Origin of the sequence: Halostella salina, assembly GCF_003675855.1 — an archaeon.
In the GTDB taxonomy this organism is placed as follows: Archaea; Halobacteriota; Halobacteria; order Halobacteriales; family Natronoarchaeaceae; genus Halostella; species Halostella salina.
In genome coordinates this window covers 340,056-359,175 of record NZ_RCIH01000002.1, presented here as the reverse complement: position 1 = coordinate 359,175, position 19,120 = coordinate 340,056, and the positions used below count along the sequence as shown (strand labels likewise).

19 protein-coding genes are annotated in these 19,120 nt (G+C 67.6%); 8 read left to right on the top strand and 11 right to left on the bottom strand.

The features are described 5' to 3' along the window. Positions 1 to 11: 11 nt before the first annotated feature. The 5 genes from D8896_RS05105 to D8896_RS05085 form a co-directional block, all read right to left on the bottom strand. Positions 12 to 1,298: an adenosylhomocysteinase gene (locus tag D8896_RS05105; protein ID WP_121821005.1), complete on the bottom strand. Its 1,287-nt coding sequence runs from the start codon at positions 1,296 to 1,298 to the stop codon at positions 12 to 14. 134 nt (positions 1,299 to 1,432) lie between these two features. Then, a complete protein-coding gene (locus tag D8896_RS05100) occupies positions 1,433 to 2,119 on the bottom strand; it encodes a hypothetical protein (RefSeq protein ID WP_121821004.1) in 687 nt (228 codons plus the stop codon). A gap of 151 nt (positions 2,120 to 2,270) precedes the next feature. Next, complete coding sequence (locus D8896_RS05095; RefSeq protein ID WP_121821003.1) at positions 2,271 to 3,566, bottom strand: ABC transporter ATP-binding protein; 1,296 nt, start codon at positions 3,564 to 3,566, stop codon at positions 2,271 to 2,273. After that, complete coding sequence (locus D8896_RS05090) at positions 3,559 to 4,620, bottom strand: ABC transporter ATP-binding protein (protein WP_121821002.1); 1,062 nt, start codon at positions 4,618 to 4,620, stop codon at positions 3,559 to 3,561. Before D8896_RS05090 ends, D8896_RS05095 begins: the two co-directional genes overlap by 8 nt. After that, positions 4,617 to 5,798 (bottom strand): ABC transporter permease, encoded by a 1,182-nt coding sequence (locus D8896_RS05085; RefSeq protein ID WP_162991450.1) that lies wholly within the window; start codon positions 5,796 to 5,798, stop codon positions 4,617 to 4,619. The genes D8896_RS05090 and D8896_RS05085 overlap by 4 nt, the downstream gene beginning before the upstream one ends. 164 nt (positions 5,799 to 5,962) lie before the next feature. On the opposite strand from D8896_RS05085, the gene D8896_RS05080 reads away from it, so the two are divergent. Continuing rightward, the gene (locus tag D8896_RS05080) at positions 5,963 to 6,925 is read left to right on the top strand and encodes an ABC transporter permease (RefSeq protein ID WP_162991449.1); all 963 of its coding nucleotides are present in this window, start codon (positions 5,963 to 5,965) and stop codon (positions 6,923 to 6,925) included. Between the two features lie 2 nt (positions 6,926 to 6,927). Here the strand turns inward: D8896_RS05080 and D8896_RS05075 are convergent, their stop codons facing one another. Then, a complete protein-coding gene (locus D8896_RS05075; protein WP_121820999.1) occupies positions 6,928 to 8,226 on the bottom strand; it encodes an amidohydrolase in 1,299 nt (432 codons plus the stop codon). An 82-nt stretch (positions 8,227 to 8,308) separates the two neighbouring features. Here D8896_RS05075 and D8896_RS05070 point away from each other — a divergent pair, with 82 nt between their 5' ends. After that, positions 8,309 to 8,887, top strand: coding sequence for a stage II sporulation protein M (locus D8896_RS05070; RefSeq protein ID WP_162991448.1), 579 nt, complete (start codon positions 8,309 to 8,311; stop codon positions 8,885 to 8,887). Positions 8,888 to 8,929: 42 nt separating this feature from the next. Next, on the top strand, positions 8,930 to 9,787 hold the full coding sequence (gene hisG, locus D8896_RS05065) for an ATP phosphoribosyltransferase (protein WP_121820997.1): 858 nt from the start codon (positions 8,930 to 8,932) through the stop codon (positions 9,785 to 9,787). 28 nt (positions 9,788 to 9,815) lie between these two features. Here hisG and D8896_RS05060 read toward each other — a convergent pair whose 3' ends face one another. After that, complete coding sequence (locus D8896_RS05060; RefSeq protein ID WP_121820996.1) at positions 9,816 to 10,139, bottom strand: hypothetical protein; 324 nt, start codon at positions 10,137 to 10,139, stop codon at positions 9,816 to 9,818. 34 nt (positions 10,140 to 10,173) lie between these two features. Further along, positions 10,174 to 10,545, bottom strand: coding sequence for a DUF7473 family protein (locus D8896_RS05055; protein ID WP_121820995.1), 372 nt, complete (start codon positions 10,543 to 10,545; stop codon positions 10,174 to 10,176). A 318-nt stretch (positions 10,546 to 10,863) separates the two neighbouring features. Between D8896_RS05055 and D8896_RS05050 the strand changes: the two genes are divergently transcribed. After that, positions 10,864 to 12,090: an RNA-guided endonuclease InsQ/TnpB family protein gene (locus D8896_RS05050; protein WP_121820994.1), complete on the top strand. Its 1,227-nt coding sequence runs from the start codon at positions 10,864 to 10,866 to the stop codon at positions 12,088 to 12,090. A gap of 11 nt (positions 12,091 to 12,101) precedes the next feature. On the opposite strand, the gene D8896_RS05045 is transcribed toward D8896_RS05050, so the two are convergent. Beyond that, entirely contained in the window at positions 12,102 to 12,662 is a 561-nt protein-coding gene (locus D8896_RS05045) for a TATA-box-binding protein (protein ID WP_121820993.1), read from the bottom strand. A gap of 147 nt (positions 12,663 to 12,809) precedes the next feature. Here D8896_RS05045 and D8896_RS05040 point away from each other — a divergent pair, with 147 nt between their 5' ends. Then, positions 12,810 to 13,814: a methyltransferase domain-containing protein gene (locus D8896_RS05040; RefSeq protein ID WP_121820992.1), complete on the top strand. Its 1,005-nt coding sequence runs from the start codon at positions 12,810 to 12,812 to the stop codon at positions 13,812 to 13,814. Positions 13,815 to 14,006: 192 nt separating this feature from the next. On the opposite strand, the gene D8896_RS05035 is transcribed toward D8896_RS05040, so the two are convergent. Continuing rightward, a complete protein-coding gene (locus D8896_RS05035; protein WP_121820991.1) occupies positions 14,007 to 15,005 on the bottom strand; it encodes an AAA family ATPase in 999 nt (332 codons plus the stop codon). A 109-nt stretch (positions 15,006 to 15,114) separates the two neighbouring features. Here D8896_RS05035 and rnz point away from each other — a divergent pair, with 109 nt between their 5' ends. After that, positions 15,115 to 16,044: a ribonuclease Z gene (gene rnz / locus D8896_RS05030; RefSeq protein WP_121820990.1), complete on the top strand. Its 930-nt coding sequence runs from the start codon at positions 15,115 to 15,117 to the stop codon at positions 16,042 to 16,044. Between the two features lie 290 nt (positions 16,045 to 16,334). On the opposite strand, the gene D8896_RS05025 is transcribed toward rnz, so the two are convergent. Continuing rightward, complete coding sequence (locus D8896_RS05025; protein ID WP_121820989.1) at positions 16,335 to 17,120, bottom strand: hypothetical protein; 786 nt, start codon at positions 17,118 to 17,120, stop codon at positions 16,335 to 16,337. Positions 17,121 to 17,397: 277 nt separating this feature from the next. On the opposite strand from D8896_RS05025, the gene D8896_RS05020 reads away from it, so the two are divergent. Both D8896_RS05020 and D8896_RS05015 read left to right on the top strand, forming a co-directional pair. Then, positions 17,398 to 18,114, top strand: coding sequence for a hypothetical protein (locus D8896_RS05020; protein WP_162991447.1), 717 nt, complete (start codon positions 17,398 to 17,400; stop codon positions 18,112 to 18,114). A gap of 171 nt (positions 18,115 to 18,285) precedes the next feature. Then, positions 18,286 to 19,089, top strand: coding sequence for a hypothetical protein (locus D8896_RS05015; protein ID WP_121820987.1), 804 nt, complete (start codon positions 18,286 to 18,288; stop codon positions 19,087 to 19,089). Positions 19,090 to 19,120 lie beyond the last annotated feature (31 nt).

Below are 19,120 nucleotides of genomic sequence, written 5' to 3'. Positions count from 1 at the left end.
CTTCTGGCGAGCTACGTGCCGTGCTGCCAGGAGTCCATGTACTCGCGCTGGTCGTCGGTGAGGTCGTCGTACTCGACGCCCTCGGCCGCGAGTTTCACCTCGGCGACCTCGCGGTCGAGTTCGTCGGGCACCTCGTGGACGCCGGCGTCGTAGGCGTCGGGGTTCTCGATCAGTTCGCGGACGCAGACCGCCTGCACGCCGAAGCTCTGGTCCATCACTTCGACGGGGTGACCGAGCGCGATTGGGCCGGCGAGGTTGACGAGGCGACCCTCGGCGAGCACGTTGAGGCGGCGGCCGTCGGCCATCTCGTACTCGCGGACGCCGTCGCGGGCCTCGCGCTCGGCGACGGCGAGATCCGACAGCGCATCGAGGTCGACCTCCACGTCGAAGTGGCCGGCGTTGGCCAGCAGGACGCCGTCTTTCATCTCCGGGAAGTGCTCCTCGGTGACCACGTCGCGGTTGCCCGTCGTCGTGAGGAACACGTCCCCGATTTCGGCGGCCTCGGCCATCGGCATCACGTCGTACCCCTCCATGTGCGCCTCCAGCGCGCGGCGGGGTTCGACCTCGGTGACGATGACGTTCGCGTTCTGGCCCGACGCCTTCTTGGCGACGCCGCGGCCGCAGTCGCCGTAGCCCGCGACGACGACGTTCTTGCCGGCCCACGAGAGGTTCGTCGTCATGGCGATGTTCGCCAGCGACGACTCGCCGGTGCCGTGGACGTTGTCGAACAGCCGCTTCATCGGCGTGTCGTTGACGGCGAAGACGGGGTACTCCAGCGCCCCGTCCTCGTCCATCGCGCGCAGCCGGTGGACGCCCGTCGTCGTCTCCTCGCAGCCGCCGACGATGGAGTCGATCAGCTCGGGGTAGTCGTCGTGGATCGCCGCGACCATGTCCATCCCGTCGTCGACGGTCAGCGTCGGCTCGTGGTCGATGACGGCCTCGATGGCGGCGTAGTACTCCTCGTCGTCGACCTCCCGCTTCGCGTAGCTGGTGATCGAGTCGTGGGCGTCCAGCGCCGCGCTCACGTCGTCGTGGGTCGACAGCGGGTTGCAGCCGGTGATGGCCACCTCCGCGCCGCCGTCGGCGAGCAGTTCGACGAGGCAGGCGGTCTTGGCCTCGACGTGCATCGCCATCCCGATCCGCTGGCCCGCGAGCGGCTGCTCGTCGACGAACGACTCGCGCAGTTCGGCGAGGATCGGCATGTGCTGGCGCGCCCAGTCCATCTTCCGGCGGCCCTCCTCCCGGGCAGCGTCCGCGTCGGACAGCTGCTCGGTGATGGGCGGATAGCCGTCTGTCATGGTGAACACGTGGTCGACCGGCGGGAAAACGCTACCGAAGCGCGCCGCCGGACACGACGCCGCCCGCGGCGGACGACGCCGTGGCTGTCGTCGAAACGGGGCGAAAAAGCGAGTCGCTACCGCGCTACCCGTCGTCAGTTGTCGGGACCGTTGCCGTTCCCGTTGCCCGGTCCGCCGTCGTCGTCATCGTCGTCCTCCTCGTCTTCTTCCTCTTCTTCCTCTTCCTCGTCGTCGTCAGCTTCCTCTTCCTCTTCCTCTTCCTCTTCCTCTTCCTCTTCGTCCTCTTCTTCCTCGTCGTCAGCTTCCTCTTCCTCTTCTTCCTCGTCATCGTCGCCGCCCGCGTGCTCCGGCGGGCCGCGTTCGTCGTCCGTCTCGTTGCCGTCGTCATCGCCGCCCGGCCCCGCGTGGGGCGGCGGGCCGGCGTGGTCCGGCGCGTTGCCCGGGTTGTTCGCCAGGACGAACTCGGCGATCAGGAGCCCTCGCGGCTCGGACGAGTTGGTGTCGTCGAGGCTCGCGATAAAGGCGGACACCTCCGCCCCGAACGACTCGCTGACGTTCCCGTCGGTGTCGTTCTCGACGGTCTCGTTGTCGTCGTCCGTCTCGTTGTCTTCGGCGGTTTCGTTCCCATCGATCGTCTCGTTCTCATCGATCGTCTCGTTGTCGTCGTCCGTCTCGTTGTCGTCCGCGAACGTGGACACCGACACGGCATCGGATGTCGTCGCGACATCGGCCGACCCGCCCGTCGCGGCCGCCGCCGGCCCGACGGCCGACAGTATCAACACGGCGACGCCAACCAGTGCGAACAGCTTGCTACGGTGCATGACAGGCGATAGGTCGGGCCCTCGATACATAAACCGCCCCGGTGCTTAAGATGGTTGCCCCGGATTTAGCGGGATTTCAAACTCGCTTAGAAAGTTCAAAAGCAGTTCTAAGGCCGTGAATCCGAAACAGGGTGCAGACGCGGAGGCCTCGTCAGTGACGGGCGTTCCCGGACACCGGCTCAGCGCCGCGCTCCGCCCGGTGGAGGTGGCAGGCGACGGCGTGGCCGTCGACGTCGTGCTGGCCGGGCGACTCGCGCTCGCAGACGCTGTGGAACCGGTCGGCGAGCCGCTCGGCGGCCGCGTCGGCGTCGCCGGAGGCCGCCGCGTCGAGCGCCTCGGCGAGGGCGCGTTCCGCCGGGTCAGCGTCGAGTTCCGGCGGGAGGTCGTACGCCTCGCGGAGCGCCTCGCGAACGGCCGAATCGGCCACGTCGTCGGGGTCGCCGTCGCCGGCGAGGCGCTCCCGGACCGACCGCGCGCCGACGTTGCCGTCCCGGAGCGCGACGCGGAGGGAGAACGCGGCGCGGAACACGTCGTCGTCGACCGCGGCGTCGTCCGGCGGGATCACCGACGGGCAGCGCGTGTGGAACCGGCAGCCGCTCGGCGGGTCCGAGGGGTCGGGGACCTCGCCGTCGAGCGCGGCGTCGTCGAGCCGGTCGTTCGGATCCGGCGAGGGGACGGCCGACAGCAGCGCCTCGGTGTAGGGGTGGGCCGGGTCGTCGAACAGCGCGTCGGCCGGGCCGCGCTCGACGATCTCGCCGAGGTACATCACCGCGACGCGGTCACAGAGCTGCGAGACGACGCTCATGTCGTGGCTGACGAGCAGGACCGCCAGGTCGAACGCCTCCTGCAGTTCCGCGACGAGCGCGAGGATCTCCGCCTGCACCGACACGTCGAGCGCGCTCACCGGCTCGTCCAGCACGAGCAGGTCGGGCGAGAGCGACAGCGCCCGCGCCAGCGCCGCCCGCTGTTTCTGCCCGCCCGAGAGTTCGTGGGGGTAGCGGTCGCCGTCCGCCGGGGCGAGTCCGACGGTTTCGAGCAGCGTGTCGACGCGCTCCGCCCGTCGCTCCTCGCCGAGGCCGTGGGCGGCCATCGGCTCGGCAACGGACTCGCCGACCGTCATCCGCGGGTCGAAACTCGACGTGGGGTCCTGGAACACGATCCCGGCTCGCCGGCGGAACTCCGACCGCTCCCCGCGGGAGTGGTCGGCGAGGTCCAGTCCGTCGAACGCGACGGTTCCCTCGGTCGGCGGTTCCAGCCCGAGCACCGAGCGCGCGACCGTCGACTTGCCGCAGCCGGACTCGCCGACCACGCCCAGCGTCTCGCCGCGCCGGAGGTCGAAGTCGACGCCGTCGACAGCCCGGACGTGGCCTGTCACCCGGTTCAGCCACCCGGACCGGATCGGGTAGTGTCGCTTCAGGTTCCGAACCGACAGCAGGGGGTCACTCATCGTCGCTCACCCCGCTGGCTGCGTCGGGTGCGTCGCCATCCGCGGGTGCGTCGCCGGCGGGGGCCGTGTGGTCGCCGTCGAGCACGCTCGGGTCGCCACCCTCGCCGTAGTGGACGCAGGAGGCGACGTGATCGGGTGCGTCCGCGGCGACGATCGGCGGCTGGTCGCCGGCGCGGCACTCGTCGACGGCGTGCGGACAGCGCGGGTGGAACCGGCAGCCGTCCGGCGGCTCCGTCGGGTCCGGGAAGTCGCCCGGGATCGGGTCCGGGGTCCGACCGCGGCGCGGGAGGCAGTCGAGCAGCGCATCGGTGTAGGGGTGGGCCGGGTCGTCGAACAGGTCGCCGACGGACCCGCGTTCCATCACCTTCCCGGCGTAGAGGACGACGACGCGGTCGGCCACCTGCGCGACGACGCCGAGGTCGTGCGTGACGAACACGACGGCCATCCCGCGCTCGGCCTGGAGTTCGCGGAGCAGTTCCAGAATGCCGGCCTGCGTCGTCACGTCGACGGCGGTCGTCGGCTCGTCGGCGACGAGCACGTCCGGGTCGGTCGCCAGCGCCATCGCGATGACGGCCCGCTGTTTCATCCCGCCGGAGAACTCGTGGGGGTACTCGTCGACGCGCTCGGCCGGGTCGGGGATCCCGACGCGGTCCAGCAGGGAGACGGCGCGCTTGCGCGCCGCCGACCTCGATTCGTCGCGGTGGATCCGGATCGCCTCGGCGATCTGTTCGCCGACGGTGTAGACGGGGTCGAGCGCCCCCTGCGGGTTCTGGAAGACGTGGGCGATCCGGTCGCCGCGGACCGACCGGATCTCGCGCTCGGAGGCCGACAGCAGGTCCCGCCCGTCGAACGCCACGGTCCCGTCGGTTTCGGCCGTCGACGGCAGCAGGCGGGTCAGCGTCTCGCAGGCGACGGTCTTGCCGGATCCGCTCTCGCCGACGAGACACACCGTCTCGCCGCGCTCGACCTCGAAGTCGACGCCGTCGAGGGCGCGGACCGTCCCGCGGTCGGACTCGAACGTCACCGTCAGGTCCGAGACGGAGAGCAGCGTCATGCGTCACCCCGCGGGTCGATCGCGTCCCGCAGCGCGTCGCCGACGACGTTGATCGATATCACGGTCACCGCCAGGATGACCGCCGGGAACAGCCACACCCACCACATGTCCATCACGCCGGGCGAGGAGTAGTAGAAGCCCGGGTCGAGCCCGGCCCGGAGCGTCTGCCCGAAGGAGGGGTACCACCGCCCGGTGTCGCCGAGCGCGATGAACGTCACGCCGGCCTCGATCAGGACGATCTGCGGGATCTTCTGGGTCGCCCCGACCAGCACCGTGTTCGAGACGTTCGGCAGGACGTGCCGCCGCAGGACGGTCAGGTGGCTCACGCCCGCGGCGCGGGCGGCCTCGACGTACGACTCCTCGGTTCGCTGGAGCGTCTCGCTCCGGACGAGCCGGGCCATGCTCCCCCAGGAGAGCAGGCCGAACACGACGACCAGCAGCAGGAGGTTCGGCCCGTAGACGAACGTGAGGATGATGTAGACGACAAACGCAGGGACGGACTGCTGAATGTCGACGTAGCCCATCAGGAACGTATCGACCCGGCCGCCGACGTAGCCGCTGACGACGCCGACCGCGGTCGCGAGCGGCACCATGATAACCGTGGTGATCGCCGCCACCTGGAACGTCGTCCGCATCCCCCAGAACAGGATCGCCCGCATGTCGTACCCCATATGCGCCGACCCGAGCGGGAAGTTGAGCGTCCCGCGGCACACCTGCCCCCCGCCCGTCTCCACGACGGGGCCGAGGCAGTCGCCGGTAAACGGCGCAGTGAAGAACGCCGGCGGCTGATGGCCGTACCCGAGCGCGAGCTGGACACGCTCGACGTAGACCGGGCCGAGCAACACGAACAGGACGTACACGGCGAGGTACGCGAGACAGACGACGGCAAAGCGGTTCGACTTGAACCGCTCCCACCGGCGGCGCGTCCGCTCCGGGCTGCGGACGAGCGGCGGGACGACGATGACCGCAAGCACCACGAGGCTCGCGCGGTACACCCAGGTGAGCCGGGACGGGAAGTCGATGAGCAGGTCGCCGTGTTCGCCGTAGTGGAGTCGCGCAGCCGCCAGCACCCCCAGCCCGGCGACCAGGGCGACGAGCCGCCAGGGCACGGACCGGGACCCCTCAACCCGGTCCCAGTCAACCGGGGCTATCGGAGCCGTTTCGTCGTCGTTACTCACGTCGCTGTACACCTCGTTCGGTGAGCGGAGGTGACCGCTCGGGAGAGCAGAGGGTCATTGTTGGGCGATCACCGCGGGGACCGCAGTGGTACGTTGCCACATGTGTCGACAACGTTCATTAAATTTTTATGATCGTCCCGTCACCTTCGAGGCAACCCTCCACCATGCCGCCCTGGAAGCACGTCACGAAGCGGGTGCTGTTCGCGGTGTTCGCACTGTATCTGGTCGTCTCGGTCACGTTCGCCTTCGTCGCGCTGACCGAGGACCCCAACGAGGGCCTCGTCGCCCACGGGGCCGCGATGTCCGCCGTCGACGAACCCCGCGATGAACGGAAAGCCATCGTCGAGGAAGCGATCCGGGAGTACCGGGAGTCGCGCAACCTCGACGACCCGATTCACGAGCGCTACCTCCGGTGGGTCGTCGGCATCGCGACGCTGGACTGGGGGGAGTCGTACAGCCAGAACGCGCCGGTAACCGAGGTGCTTTCGCGCACGCTGCCGGCGACGCTCGCGTACGTCGTGCCGGCGATAGCGTTTGCGGTCATCGGCGGCGTCGGGCTCGGCGTGTTCTCGGCGATGAACGACGGGAGCCTGACCGAACGGCTCTCGACCGCGGCGTTCTCGGTGAGCTACGGCGTCCCGAACGTCTGGTGGGTGATCGTCATCCCGCTCGTCGGGGCCGAACACGTCCCCGACCTCATCGCGGCGATCCCGAACTTCAAGACGGTCGTCCTGCCGGCGGCCGTCCTCGGGACCAGCCTCATCGCCGGCCAGCTACGCTACGCCCGCGCAGAGTCCAGCGAGTACGTCAACACCGACTTCGTGAAACTGGTCCGCGCGAAGGGCGCGTCGAACCGCCGCGTCGCCCGCCACGTGCTGCGAAACGCCGCGCTCCCGCTGTTCTCGCTGTTTTTCGTCGAACTGCTCGGCGTCCTCGTCGTGAACGTGTTCGTGCTGGAGCAGATACTCCCGATCCAGGGGATCGGGCGGGTCGGCCTGCAGGCGATCCACGACCGGGACATCCCGCTGGTGATCGGGATCGCGATCGTCACCGCCACGGCCGGCATCGTCGGCAGTCTGATTCAGGACCTGGCGCACCTGTCGCTGGACCCGCGCGTCGACGGCTAACGCTACCCCTCCGCGCGCTCGACCAGGTCCCGCGCCCGGCGCTCCGCGCGCTCCCGGACCGCGTCCTCGTCCAGCGTCAGGACCTCGCGGTCCCGCATCAGCACCGCGCCGTCGCAGACCGTGTGGCGCACGTCGCTCCCGCGGGCGGCGTACGCGAGGTGGCTCACGGGGTCGTGCTGCGGTGTCAGGTGCACCGCCTCGAGGTCGACCACCGCGAGGTCCGCCCTCGCTCCGGGTTCGATCCGACCGGCGTCGATACCGAGTGCCGACGCGCCGCCGGCGGTCGCCATCTCGACAGCCGCCTCGGCGGGCACGGCGCTCGCGTCGTCGGCCGCCAGTTTGCCGAGCATCGCGGCGTCGCGCAGTTCGTCGAACAGGTCGAGGTCGTTGTTCGACGCCGCGCCGTCCGTCCCGAGCGCGACCGTGACGCCCGCCTCGCGCAGGCGCTGGACCGGGGCCATCCCGCTTGCCAGTTTCATGTTCGACGCGGGGCAGTGGACGACGGCGGTTCCACGCTCGGCCAGCAGGTCGATCTCCGTCCCGTCGACGTGGACGCCGTGGGCCACGAAGTCGTCCGCGCCGAGCATGTCCCGATCGGCGGCGTATTCGAGCGGGCGCTCCCCGCGCTCGGAGACGATGGGGTCGACCTCGTCGACCGTCTCGTTGGCGTGGTAGTGGAGCGGGACGCCCGCCTCGCGGGCCTCGGCGACGTACTCGCGAAGGAACTCGTCGCCGACCGTCGTGAGGCTGTGGGGCATCACCGCCGTCGCAACGCGGCCATCGGCCGCGCCGTCGTACTCCCGGGCGACCCGGAGGCTCTCCTCGAAGTCCGCACGGCCGGCGTCCTCGTCCTTCGCGACCGTGACGACGCCGTGCCCGACGCGAGCGCGCACGCCAGCGTCGGCGACGGCGTCAACGACCTCCCCCACGTCAAAGTACATGTCCGCGAACGCCGTCGTTCCGGACTTGATCATCTCGACCAGCCCGAGTTCCGCGCCGGCCCGCACGTCGTCGGCGGTCATCGCACCCTCCACCGGCCACACGTCCTCGCGGAGCCACGCGTCCAGCGGCTTGTCGTCGGCGTAGCCACGCAGGAGCGTCATCGCGACGTGCGTGTGGGCGTTGACAAGCCCCGGGATCACGAGGCCGCCGCTCGCGTCCAGCCGTTCGTCCGGGTCGGCGTCGACGTCCCCGCCGACCGCGCGTATCTCGCCGGCGTCGCGGTCGACCAGCACGTCGGCGCGCGCTACCGTCATGTCCGGGCGGAGCACCCGCCCGCCCTCGACGAGCATCGTCGTCATGGCCGGACCGTGGCCCGCCCGCGGCGTCAATCTACCGGGACGGAGCGGGCGGCTTTATCTCTCCGGCGGCCGACCCGTTCGTATGGACCTCCAGTGGCTCGCCCTCGCCGCCCGCGAACACCGGCGGTACCTCCTGTTCTCGCTCGGCGTCTTCCTCGTCGGGACGCTCGGCGGCGTGGGGCTCGTCGTCCAAGACGTCGACCTGCTCGCCGAACTCGGGTTCTCCGAGATCCGCGGCGTGATCCCCGGCGAGCTGACCGTCCTGTCCCTGCTCGCCAACAACACGCGGGCCTTCGCAATCATGCTGCTCGGTGCGCTCACGCTCGGCCTTCTCACCGCGTTCGGCCTCGTCGTCAACGGCGTCCTGGTCGGCTACGTCGGGGCGATAGCGGGGGGCCAACAGGGCCTCGGCTTCGTCCTCCTCGCCATCGCCCCGCACGGCGTGCTCGAACTCCCGGCGCTGTTCGTCGCCAGCGCCGTGGCGTTCCGGGTCGTCGCCCGGACCGCGCTCCGCGTGGCCGGCCGCCGCGACAGCGTCCAGACCCGTGCGGAGTGGCGGCGGACCCTCGGCTTCGTCGCCGCCGCGTGGATCGCGCTCGCAGTCGCCGCCGTCATCGAGATCCACGTCACCTTCCCGCTGGTCGAGGCGCTGTACGGGTAGCCGGAGGGAAAGGTAGTTGCCCCGGGCGGTCCAACGCCGCGTATGCGCATTGCCGTGCCCAACAAGGGGCGACTGCACGAGCCGGCGATCGAGTTGCTCGAACGCGCCGGGCTCCACGTCGTCGACGGGGCCGACCGGAAGCTGTACGCCGACACCGTCGACCCCGACGTGACGCTCCTCTTTGCCCGCGCCGCAGACATCCCGGAGTACGTCAGCGACGGCGCGGCCGACCTCGGCATCACCGGGCTCGACCAGGTCCGGGAGGCTGAACCCGGCAACGTCGTCGAGCGCCTCGACCTCGAATTCGGGCGCTGTCGGCTCGTCCTCGCCGCACCCAACGACGGCCCGGTCGAGTCCGTCGCGGATCTCGCCGACGGGAAAGTCGCCACCGAGTTCCCCAACGTCGCGCGGAACTACTTCGCCGAGACGGGCGTCTCGCCCGACATCGTCGAGGTGACGGGCGCGACCGAACTCACGCCCCACGTCGACATGGCCGACGCCATCATCGACATCACCTCCACCGGCACCACCCTGCGCGTGAACAACCTCGGTATCATCGACGAGGTGCTCCAGAGCTCCGTCTACCTGTTCGCCCGTGATGACGCCGTCGACGACCCGAAAGCACAGCAGGTCGAGACGGCGCTCGAATCCGTGCTGTCGGCCGACGGGAAGCGTTACCTGATGATGAACGTCCCGCAGGAGAGCCTCGACGCCGTCCGCGACGTGATCCCGGGGATGGGCGGCCCGACGGTGATGGACATCGCCGACGACGACGGGAACGGCAAGGTCGCGGTCCACGCGGTCGTCGACGAGCGCGACGTGTTCGAGACGATCACCGAGGTCAAGCGGGAGGGCGCGAGCGACATCCTCGTCACCGAGATCGAGCGGCTCGTCGAGTGATGCGCTCGCGGGCGGCGTCGGGGAGCGCTCAGTCCCAGACCTGCGAGAAGATCAGCTGTGCGACGCCGACGACGACGAACAGGAGCGCCTCCACGAACAGCGCGGTCCGGCCGTCCGCGGCGAAGAGATACAGCCCGGCGGCGGCAAACAGCGGTGCTGGCCACACCGCCGCGAGCGCCGGCCGGTCGCCGGCGTACCCCGCGACCGCGAGTCCGACGCCGCCGACCACCAGCGCGGCGAGCACCTCGGTCGACGCGCTGAGGCCGAGCGCGGCGACCACCGCTATCAGCACGCCCGCGACCACGAGCGACAGCCCCCCTCGCGCGATCCGCGTCCGCTGCGACTGGTCCATACGATGCCTCCGCACAGGCGGGAGAAAAAACCAGCTACGTCGGCGCGGTCGACAGTAATCCGATGAGGTTAGCGAGCGTGATACCGAGAATTACGGTGACGGTGTAGTGAACGATCGCAACTAATCCTGCAAGTCGATAGTTCAGACGGTAGACACTTTGGATAGCGAGGTAATCTCCGAACAGCGTGACGGCGATTGAGATCGCAGGCCCGTACTGCTGTAGCAGAATCGACGCTGCAGCAGGAACTGGACCGACCAGTAACGCCCGGCGCACAGATACGTCACCCAATACGTATCGTGCAGCGATATGCGCGGTGAGAGAGTAACCTATCCAAAACGCCAGAAACGTCCCAACATAAGCAATCGGTGTACCGCCAGCTGGGTCCAGCTGCGCGACGAGTGCCATGGCGGGGGTTCGGACGCGGCCGGGTTGTACGTGCCGGTTTTACCTGAATTGAGGTGCTAAGACCCCTTCCTCAACGAACGAGCAGAGCGAGTGAGTAGGGGATACAGCGCTGCACGAGTATCAAACACGTTCGACGCTCAGCACACAGGCCCATGCAATCGCAATAACTATATGTATAATGCGCATGATGCTCATGTCGTGAGACGGAAGAATATCACCATCCGCGAAGACCAAGCCGAGTGGGTCGAGGAGAATCACCTCAACCTCTCGTCGTTCGTTCGCGGGAAACTTGACGAACTCATCGAAGAACGCTCGTAGATGAACTACAACTACAGGTATCGACTTCGACCGTCCGACGCTCTCGAAGAACAGTTAGCGTGGACTGTTGATACCTGTAGACAGGTCTACAACCACTTCCTCCACCGACTCAACCGCACCGACGACACCTCAGCATACTCCGAGCAGAAACTCCTTCCGAGTCTCAAGGAGTGGTGGAACGACCTGAAACGTGTTCACTCGAAGGTTCTTCAGAAAGTCGTTCAGCGGTTGTACGACAACCTCTCGACGCTCCGGGGTCGCAAAGAGAACGGCTATCGCGTCGGCACGCTCAACTGGAAGGCACCGGGCGAGTACCGCAGTTTCACCTACAGTCAATCCGGTTTCAAGCTCAAGAACACGAGCGATCGGACAAAATTGTGGCTCTCGAAACTCGGAGAAATTCCACTCACCTTCCACCGCGACCTACCTGACGACGCCGAAATCAAGACTGTCACCGTCAAACGCGAACCCACCGGCAAGTGGTACGCCATCCTCGGCGTCGAAACCCCCAACAACCCACCGAAGAAACCCGAGAATCCCGAGCTGTGCGTCGGTATCGACGTGGGTATTCTCAAGTACGCCCACGACACCGACGGCACGGCGGTCGGGTCGCTTGATCTGTCTGACGAGCGCGAGCGGTTGGAACGCGCACAGCGTGACCTCTCTCGGAAGGAACACGGCTCTGCGAATTGGGAGGAACAGCGCCGAGTTGTTGCCGAACGTCACGCCGAGTTGAAGAACAAGCGCCGCGACTTCCTACACAAACTCTCGAACTACTACGCCCGAGAATACGACCTCGTAGCGGTCGAAGACCTCGACGCGAAAGGGTTGGTCGAACTCCCAGGCAACTCTCGAAACCGGGCAGGGGCGGCGTGGGGGACGTTCCTACGAATGCTCGAATACAAGTGCAAGCGCGAAGGGACGCACTTCGTCGCGGTTGACGCGAAAGATACGACGAAGAAATGTGCGTCCTGTGGTGTCAAGACGGACAAGCCGCTGTGGGTGCGCGAACACTCGTGTCCGGCTTGCGGGTTCGAGGCGGACAGGGACGCGAATGCGGCGTGGAACATCCTTTCTCGCGGTCTCGAAGATGTAGGAGTGGGACACTCCGAATTAGCGCCTGTGGAGACTGCGCTCCCTGTGGACACCTCCGTGTCTGCAAAGCGCGTCGTGGAAGCAGGAAGCCCTACCCTCAAGGAGCGAACGGCGTCAGCCGTGAGCGAGTAGGGTGGGGTAGTTCACTCCAGCAGGCCCAGGTCCTCCAGCCGCGAGACGATCTTGTCGACCGCGTGTTCGGCGTCCTCGGGCTTTTTCCCGCCGGTGATGACGAGCTTCCCGCTGCCGAACAGGAGCGCGACGACCTCCGGCTCGTCGAGACGGTAGACGAGGCCGGGGAACTGCTCGGGCTCGTACTCGATGTTCTCCAGGCCGAGGCCGATGGCGATCGCGTTCAGGTTCAGGTTGCGGCCGAGGTCCGCGCTGGTGACGATGTTCTGGACGACGATCTCCGGGTCCTCGTTGACGTTGATCTCCAGTTCGCGGAGCTTGTCGAAGACGATCCGTAGACTCTCGTGGACGTCGTCGGTGGACTTCGCGCCGGTACAGACGATCTTGCCCGACCGGAAGATGAGCGCGGCCGATTTCGGCTCCTGCGTGCGGTAGACGAGACCGGGGAACTGCTCGGGGTCGTAGTCGGCACCCTCCAGGTCCATCGCCACGCTCTGTAGATCCAGTTCCTGCCCGATTCCCGTCGAAGCCACCACGTTTTCGATATTGATAGTTTCCTTGGGATCAGTCATGAGTCGACTTAAAAGACGTATTTAAGGTTTATAAAGGTTGGTGCCGTCTCCGGACAGGTTGCCGCCGAGACAGACCGGCAGACGGGGGTTTCGGCCCGACGGCACCGGACCAACACGCTGATTTGCGCCCCGCTCGCACGCTCTCGCGTGTACGTGCTGGAACTCGGCGGCGAGGACGACGCGTTCGCCGCCCGCGAGGCCGAGAGCGTCGCGGCCGACGTAACCGTCGTCGCGCCCGGTCTTGCGACGGCGTCGGCGGTCGACCGCGAGGCCGTCCGGACGCTCGCCTACACGCACCGCGCGAGCGAGGCCGTCGGACGGACCGACGCGAGCGTGGCGAGCGCCCGCGCGCTGCTTTCGGCCGCGTCGCTCGACCGCGAGGGCACCGTCGCCGTCCGGGCGCGCGACGTTCGCGGGAGTTCGGGCGTCGACACGCAGGCCGTCGAACGCGAACTCGGCGGGGTCCTCGTCGACCGCGGCTTCGCGGTGGACCTGGACGACCCCGACCACGAACTGCGCGCGCTGTTCGCCCGGGGGGAGCCGTCCGGAAGCCCCGACGCGGAGGCCGCCGATAGCTGCGTGCTCGGATGGCAAGTCGCCGAGAGCCGCCGGGACTACGGCGACCGCAAGCCGACCGACCGGGCGTTCTTCCAGCCCGGGAGCATGGACCCACTGCTCGCCCGGGCGCTGGCGAACGTCGCCGGTGCCGCGCCGGGCCGCACGATACTGGACCCGATGTGTGGCACCGGCGGCGTGCTCATCGAGGCCGGACTCGCCGGCGCACGCGTGCTCGGCAGCGACGCGCAGGCACGGATGGTCCGGGGCACCCGTGAGAACCTCGACCAGTTCCTCCCCGACGGCGAGTACGCCGTGCTCCGCGGCGACGCGACGCGGCTTCCGCTCCGCGACGACGCCGTCGACGGGGTCGTGTTCGACGCGCCGTACGGTCGCCAGTCGAAGATCGCCAGTCACGACCTCGACGACCTCGTCGCCGGCGCGCTGGCCGAAGCCCGGCGGGTCGCGCCGCGGGCCGTGATGGTCGCGGACCGCTCGTGGGCCGGTGTCGCCCGCGAGGCCGGCTGGGAGATCGAGGCGTCGTTCGAGCGCCGCGTCCACCGGTCGCTGACCCGGTACGTGCTGGTGCTGGAGTAGCGAACAGGCGACGGGCTGCTCCGCGGAGCGGGTCGTCGCACACCCGCCTCGACCGCTCCGCGGCGGCTGGTCAGGTCATGGCGGCCCTGGCCGCGGCTTCCGATAAAAACGTGTGGCTCGGGGTTGCTCACCGCCCCAGTTCGGCCAACAGGTGCGAGACGTGCAGTCTGTCGTTCACTCACGACAGACCGCTTACCGCCCCAGCTCGGCGAGCAGGTGCGAGACGTGCAGTCTGTCGTTCGTCCCCTCGGCCAGGTCGAGGTCCACCTCGCCGGCGAGATGGTGGAGTTCGGCGAGTCGGTCGCCGCCGTACCGCGACCGGGCGATCCGGAGGACGTCGTCGAGCACCTCCTCGCCGCTGAACCCCTCGTCGACGAGCAGGTCGTCGAGCGTCGATCGCGCATCGGTGAACTCACCGGCCTCGGCGTCGTCGAGCATCTCCTTGATCTGGTCGTCCGCGCCGACCTCGCCGAGCGTCTCGTAGGCGGCGTTCATCGTCACCTCGCCCTCGGCTTCGGCCGTGGTCTGGGCGGCGAGGATCGCCCGGCGGAGGTCGCCGTCGGCGTAGCCCGCGACGTATTCGAGGCCGTCGGACTCGTACTCGACGCCTTCCTCTTCCACGATCCCTTCGAGCACGGTCGCTATCTCGTCGTCCATCGGGGACCGCATGGGGACGGGGAAACAGCGCGACCGGATCGGCGGGATGAGCTTCGTCGGCTGCCGGGTCGTTATCACGAACTGCGTCGTCTTGTGGTGGCGCTCCATCACGCGCCGCAGCGCCTGCTGGAAGTCCTCGCGGATGTCCTCGGCGTTGTCGAGTACGACCGTCTTGTACGTCCCCGAGACGGGCGCGTAGCTCGCCGACTCCTTGAGGACGTGGTTTATCATGTCGCGCTTGGCCATGTCGCTGCGGCCCTGAAGGAAGGACTCGAAGCGCGGGTCGTTCTTGATCTCCGTCTTCGTCCGGCCGAAGAAGTCCGCGACGTTGATCTCCACGAGGTCGTTGTCGGGGTCGTCGTGGGCCGCGCGGGCGAGCGCCCGGACGGCGGCGGTCTTGCCGCTCCCCTTCGGCCCGTGGATCACGAGGTTCAGCGGCTCGTCGACGGCGCGCTGGAGGTACTCGCGCACGTCGTCCTGCGGGATGTCGGCGAGGTCGGGGGCGTGAGTGTCGGTCCACAGCGGCGCGTCCATCACCACCCGGTAGTCGCGGCGGCGGTAAGAATCGGTCGGTTCCGGCGGCCCTGCCGCCGGCCCGGCGCGTTCCGAAGGCGGTTTACTGGTGGGCGGCCGAGGGGTGGATATGTCTCTGCGCGTCACCTTTCTCGGGACCAGCGGGGCCGTGCCGACGACCGAGCGCAACCCCAGCAGCCTCATGGTCAACCGCGAGGGTGACCGCCTCCTGTTCGACGCCGGCGAGGGCACCCAGCGCCAGATGATGCGCTTTGGCACCGGCTTCGCCGTCTCCCACGTGTTCGTCACGCACCTCCACGGCGACCACGTGCTCGGCCTCCCGGGACTGCTCCAGACGATGGACTTCAACGACCGCGAGGAACCGCTGGCGGTCCACGCGCCGAAGGGGACCCGCTCGGACGTCGAGGACCTGCTGTTCGCCGCCAGCACCCGCCCGTCGTTCCGGGTTCGTGTCAACGAGGTCGGCGGCGGCGACGTAGCGCTGTCGGGCGACGACTACGAGGTGCGCGCGTTCGACGTGGACCACCGAACCAACGCGGTCGGCTACGCGCTCGTCGAGGACGACCGCAAGGGCCGGTTCGACCGCGAGCGCGCGGAGGAACTCGGCGTCCCCGTCGGCCCCAAGTTCTCCGAACTGCACGAGGGCAACCCGGTCGAACTCGACGACGGCACCGTCGTCCGGCCCGAGCAGGTCGTCGGCGAGCCGCGCCCGGGCCGGAAAGTCGTCTACACCGGCGACACGCGGCCGACCGCGACGACCGCCGAGGTGGCCGCCGACGCCGACCTACTGGTCCACGACGCGACGTTCGCCGACGACCGCGCCGAGCGGGCCGGGGCGACTGGCCACTCGACCGCCCGGGAGGCCGCGGAGATCGCACGCCGGGCGAACACCAAGCGCCTCGCCATGACCCACATCTCATCGCGGTACACCGGCGACGTGGCCGCCCACGAGCGGGAGGCCCGCGAGGTCTTCGACGGGGAGGCGTTCGTCCCGGACGACGGGCAGGTCGTCGAGGTGCCGTTCCCCGACGCGGCGTAGCGCCCCGCGGCACCGGCCCCGTCGCACTTATTGTCGATATATATTCGTGTATCCGTGACGTAGATGCCCGTGTAGCTCCGGATGTGTCGGGGGAGTCAGGCGTTCGTTCCTCCAGTGATGTCACCTCCTGGTTCTGATCGTGTTCTATTTAATTCGGTAGTGTTGGAACGTAACACTACACGTATCATTCCCAGCTCCTGTGTACCCTCCTCAGACGGCGGGGGAGAGACTCTCGACCGACTGTAATAAAGGCACAGGAGTTACCGGGACTGTCACCGGGGCCCTGTAACCTAGTTGTACTCCTCGGTCGCTGACTGGACCGTCGTCTCTGGGTTCGGCTCTAGTGATCCGATGACGTGTCGGACCGCCTCCTCCGCGTTTGGGGCACACTCCTCTCCCAGCGACCCGTCGTTGGCCTCCACGAACACGCGCAACAGAATGAGCGTGTTGACGTATCGCTTGCCCCGCTCGAACTCGTAGGGTAATCTGGTCAAGGCCCTGACGGTGTTGTTCTCGAACGCGCCGACGCTGGCCTGGAGCGTCTCGCCAGCGTACTCGAACTCGACGGTGGTGACGTCCTCCTCGTCGGCTCCGGGCTCGTAGGGCTCCTCACTCTGCCCCTGGTGAAGTGCAGTCTGGGTGATCTCAAGCAGTTTCGGGTAGTCGGCGTCGCTCGCGTTCTGCGGGCGCATCTTGACGTTGAATCCCGGCGGCGAGGTGTACGTCAGGTCGCTCAGCGCCTCGGGGCGCTCACAGCGGAACGTCAGCGGTCGGTCGCCGGGGTTCAGCGCCGTGTACCCCGAGGTGAGGTCGGAACAGGTCGCGGGGCTGACCCCCTCGGCGGATTCGCCGTCGTCGCCACCGTCCAAGGACTGGGTGTCGCCGTCCGACGACCCCGAGTCGGTGCCACCGTCGTCTGTCCCGAGGGCATCGACACCGGGCCCGCCATCGCTCGTTCCGTCGTCGCCCGAACACCCAGCCAGTCCCACCGCTGCCGCCGTACCGATCGAGACGAGTACTCGTCGTCTGCCGCTTCGGTTCCGTTCGATTCGGTCGTCGTCGCTATCTTGTCGCATGGGGGCCAGTAGTGCGACACCCTCGATATACCCATGCTCTAGCTGCTTAGTGCCGCCCAAACGCGCGCCGATGGAGACGTCAGCGCCGGTCCCGTGAGGCTATCGCAGCAGTCAGGACGTATCCCCGTGGTCCGCATCGGTGTCGTCCTTTACCATCGGCGCAACAGCCGGCTCTGCTATCCAGCGATACCGTGTACGAGCAGCTTGCTACCGTGTAACACCCGGTCTAGATGAGTAGAGTCACGATTGAATACACATCTCACTGAACAACGTTCCGATGCCAGCAAACGATAAAACGGTCGAGGAAGGACGGACCCGTCGACGGTGGCTCGCAGGGCTGGGGGCGTGTGTCGCGTCCGGGTTCGCGGGCTGTAGCTCCGGCGATGGTGATGACGGGGACAGTAACGACGTGATTGACTCCGGGCCAGCGAACGATTCCACGGGGGACAACACGGACGTGGGGACCGCCAGTAACGACTCCGGTGCCGGTTGTCCGACGGACTTCAACTACGTCACTCAGGAGTACTCCGCGTTCGGGCAGACGGGGTATCTCGGACAGTGTGAGATACCCGAATCCGCCCGAACCCGCGGACGTGGTGAGGGGGTCAGCGGGAACGGCTTCACTGCTATCTTCGAGTGGGAGAGCGGTGGACTGACGAGTTTCGACGTCGGCGCACAGTTCGATGCGGACCCGGAACAGGAGGGGCTTGAGGAACCGACTGTTGACGGTGAGGTCGCGTTTCTGCTGGAGAACAGCTCCGCGAACCTGTCCAGAGCGACCGAGCAATACGAGAACATCCCGGATGGCGGGGTCGTCCTCGTCTCCGAGCGGACGGCCGGCGACGACTCGGCGATCCCGCTGGTGACGAACATCGTTTTCGAACATCCCGACGGCGTGATGAGCGTCGCTATCACACTCAACGAGACCATCGCCTGTCAGGCTGCCTCCGAAAAAATATACCGGCGGCTGGCCGAGAGCCAAGAGCCGGTGTGAGCAGCGTCGACACCGAACCGGAGGGGAGCAGTAGCGATCACGACGGTGATGGCGGTCCCAGCCCACCGGTCATCTTACGGGCGACTGCTGATTCGACTGGTACAGATGTATCCGGCACTACGTCTCTAGACACCTGTTCTATACCCCCCACACTGGAAACGACGGCCTGTAATGGAGTCGATTCCGCTGCTCGCACTCCGGTCCGTCGGACCGCTTATCGCCATCGTTTTTATCGCGGTCGGGGCTGGCGTCCTGGCGGTGTTCGCGCGTCGTTCGGCCGCTCGGTTACTCACGATGATCCGCACGGACACACGGCCTATCAATGCGATCGATCCGGGGCAGGTCAAAATAGAGGGAACGGTTGTTTCGGCCGGCAAAGCGGCCGAAAACGCAGGGAGCGGCTTCTATACAGGTGCGGAAGATCCCGTGATAACCGAGTCGCGTCGAACCGATGGCGACGACCGGAACTTTACGTTACCGGTTCCACAGCAGTTCGCGCCGGACCTCCTGAACGAGCAGAACTGCGTGCCCTTCTACGTGGAAGACGAGACCGGAAGAGTCCTTGTCGATCCGGCACTTGCCGACGTGAGTCTGGACTCCGACTACTCACGGAGTGACACGTTGAGTGGGAACAAACGCATCGAAGCCGCACTCGAACCCGAGGAGACCGTCACGGTGCTCGGACAGGCGGTTCTGTCCGAGGAGTACGACCGGCGTGCGACCCGCCGCGGCGGGCTGTTACGTTCGGTCTATCGGTTTTTCCGGCCACCACTGAACACAACTGCCGATCAGGTCATCGACGACAATGACCAGCTGGTGATCACCCGGACCATGGAATCGTCGCCGTTTCTCATCGCCGATGCGTCCCCACGACGGGGGGTGCTCAGGCAGGGGCTGATGGTCGCGTTCTGGATCATCACGGGACTGTCCAGCATCGTGTTTGGTTTGTATACCCTTCTTAGTGCCCTGTTGTAACCGGTCGGGTCCGTGGGTCCGGATCACCATA

Coding starts and splice junctions, on each gene's coding strand:
- D8896_RS05105 (WP_121821005.1), bottom strand. CDS start 1,298: ATGACAGACGGCTATCCGCCCATCACCGAGCAGCTGTCCGACGCGGAC.
- D8896_RS05100 (WP_121821004.1), bottom strand. CDS start 2,119: ATGCACCGTAGCAAGCTGTTCGCACTGGTTGGCGTCGCCGTGTTGATA.
- D8896_RS05095 (WP_121821003.1), bottom strand. CDS start 3,566: ATGAGTGACCCCCTGCTGTCGGTTCGGAACCTGAAGCGACACTACCCG.
- D8896_RS05090 (WP_121821002.1), bottom strand. CDS start 4,620: ATGACGCTGCTCTCCGTCTCGGACCTGACGGTGACGTTCGAGTCCGAC.
- D8896_RS05080 (WP_162991449.1), top strand. CDS start 5,963: ATGCCGCCCTGGAAGCACGTCACGAAGCGGGTGCTGTTCGCGGTGTTC.
- D8896_RS05075 (WP_121820999.1), bottom strand. CDS start 8,226: ATGACGACGATGCTCGTCGAGGGCGGGCGGGTGCTCCGCCCGGACATG.
- D8896_RS05070 (WP_162991448.1), top strand. CDS start 8,309: ATGGACCTCCAGTGGCTCGCCCTCGCCGCCCGCGAACACCGGCGGTAC.
- hisG (WP_121820997.1), top strand. CDS start 8,930: ATGCGCATTGCCGTGCCCAACAAGGGGCGACTGCACGAGCCGGCGATC.
- D8896_RS05060 (WP_121820996.1), bottom strand. CDS start 10,139: ATGGACCAGTCGCAGCGGACGCGGATCGCGCGAGGGGGGCTGTCGCTC.
- D8896_RS05055 (WP_121820995.1), bottom strand. CDS start 10,545: ATGGCACTCGTCGCGCAGCTGGACCCAGCTGGCGGTACACCGATTGCT.
- D8896_RS05050 (WP_121820994.1), top strand. CDS start 10,864: ATGAACTACAACTACAGGTATCGACTTCGACCGTCCGACGCTCTCGAA.
- D8896_RS05045 (WP_121820993.1), bottom strand. CDS start 12,662: ATGACTGATCCCAAGGAAACTATCAATATCGAAAACGTGGTGGCTTCG.
- D8896_RS05035 (WP_121820991.1), bottom strand. CDS start 15,005: ATGGACGCGCCGCTGTGGACCGACACTCACGCCCCCGACCTCGCCGAC.
- rnz (WP_121820990.1), top strand. CDS start 15,115: ATGTCTCTGCGCGTCACCTTTCTCGGGACCAGCGGGGCCGTGCCGACG.
- D8896_RS05025 (WP_121820989.1), bottom strand. CDS start 17,120: ATGCGACAAGATAGCGACGACGACCGAATCGAACGGAACCGAAGCGGC.
- D8896_RS05020 (WP_162991447.1), top strand. CDS start 17,398: ATGCCAGCAAACGATAAAACGGTCGAGGAAGGACGGACCCGTCGACGG.
- D8896_RS05015 (WP_121820987.1), top strand. CDS start 18,286: ATGGAGTCGATTCCGCTGCTCGCACTCCGGTCCGTCGGACCGCTTATC.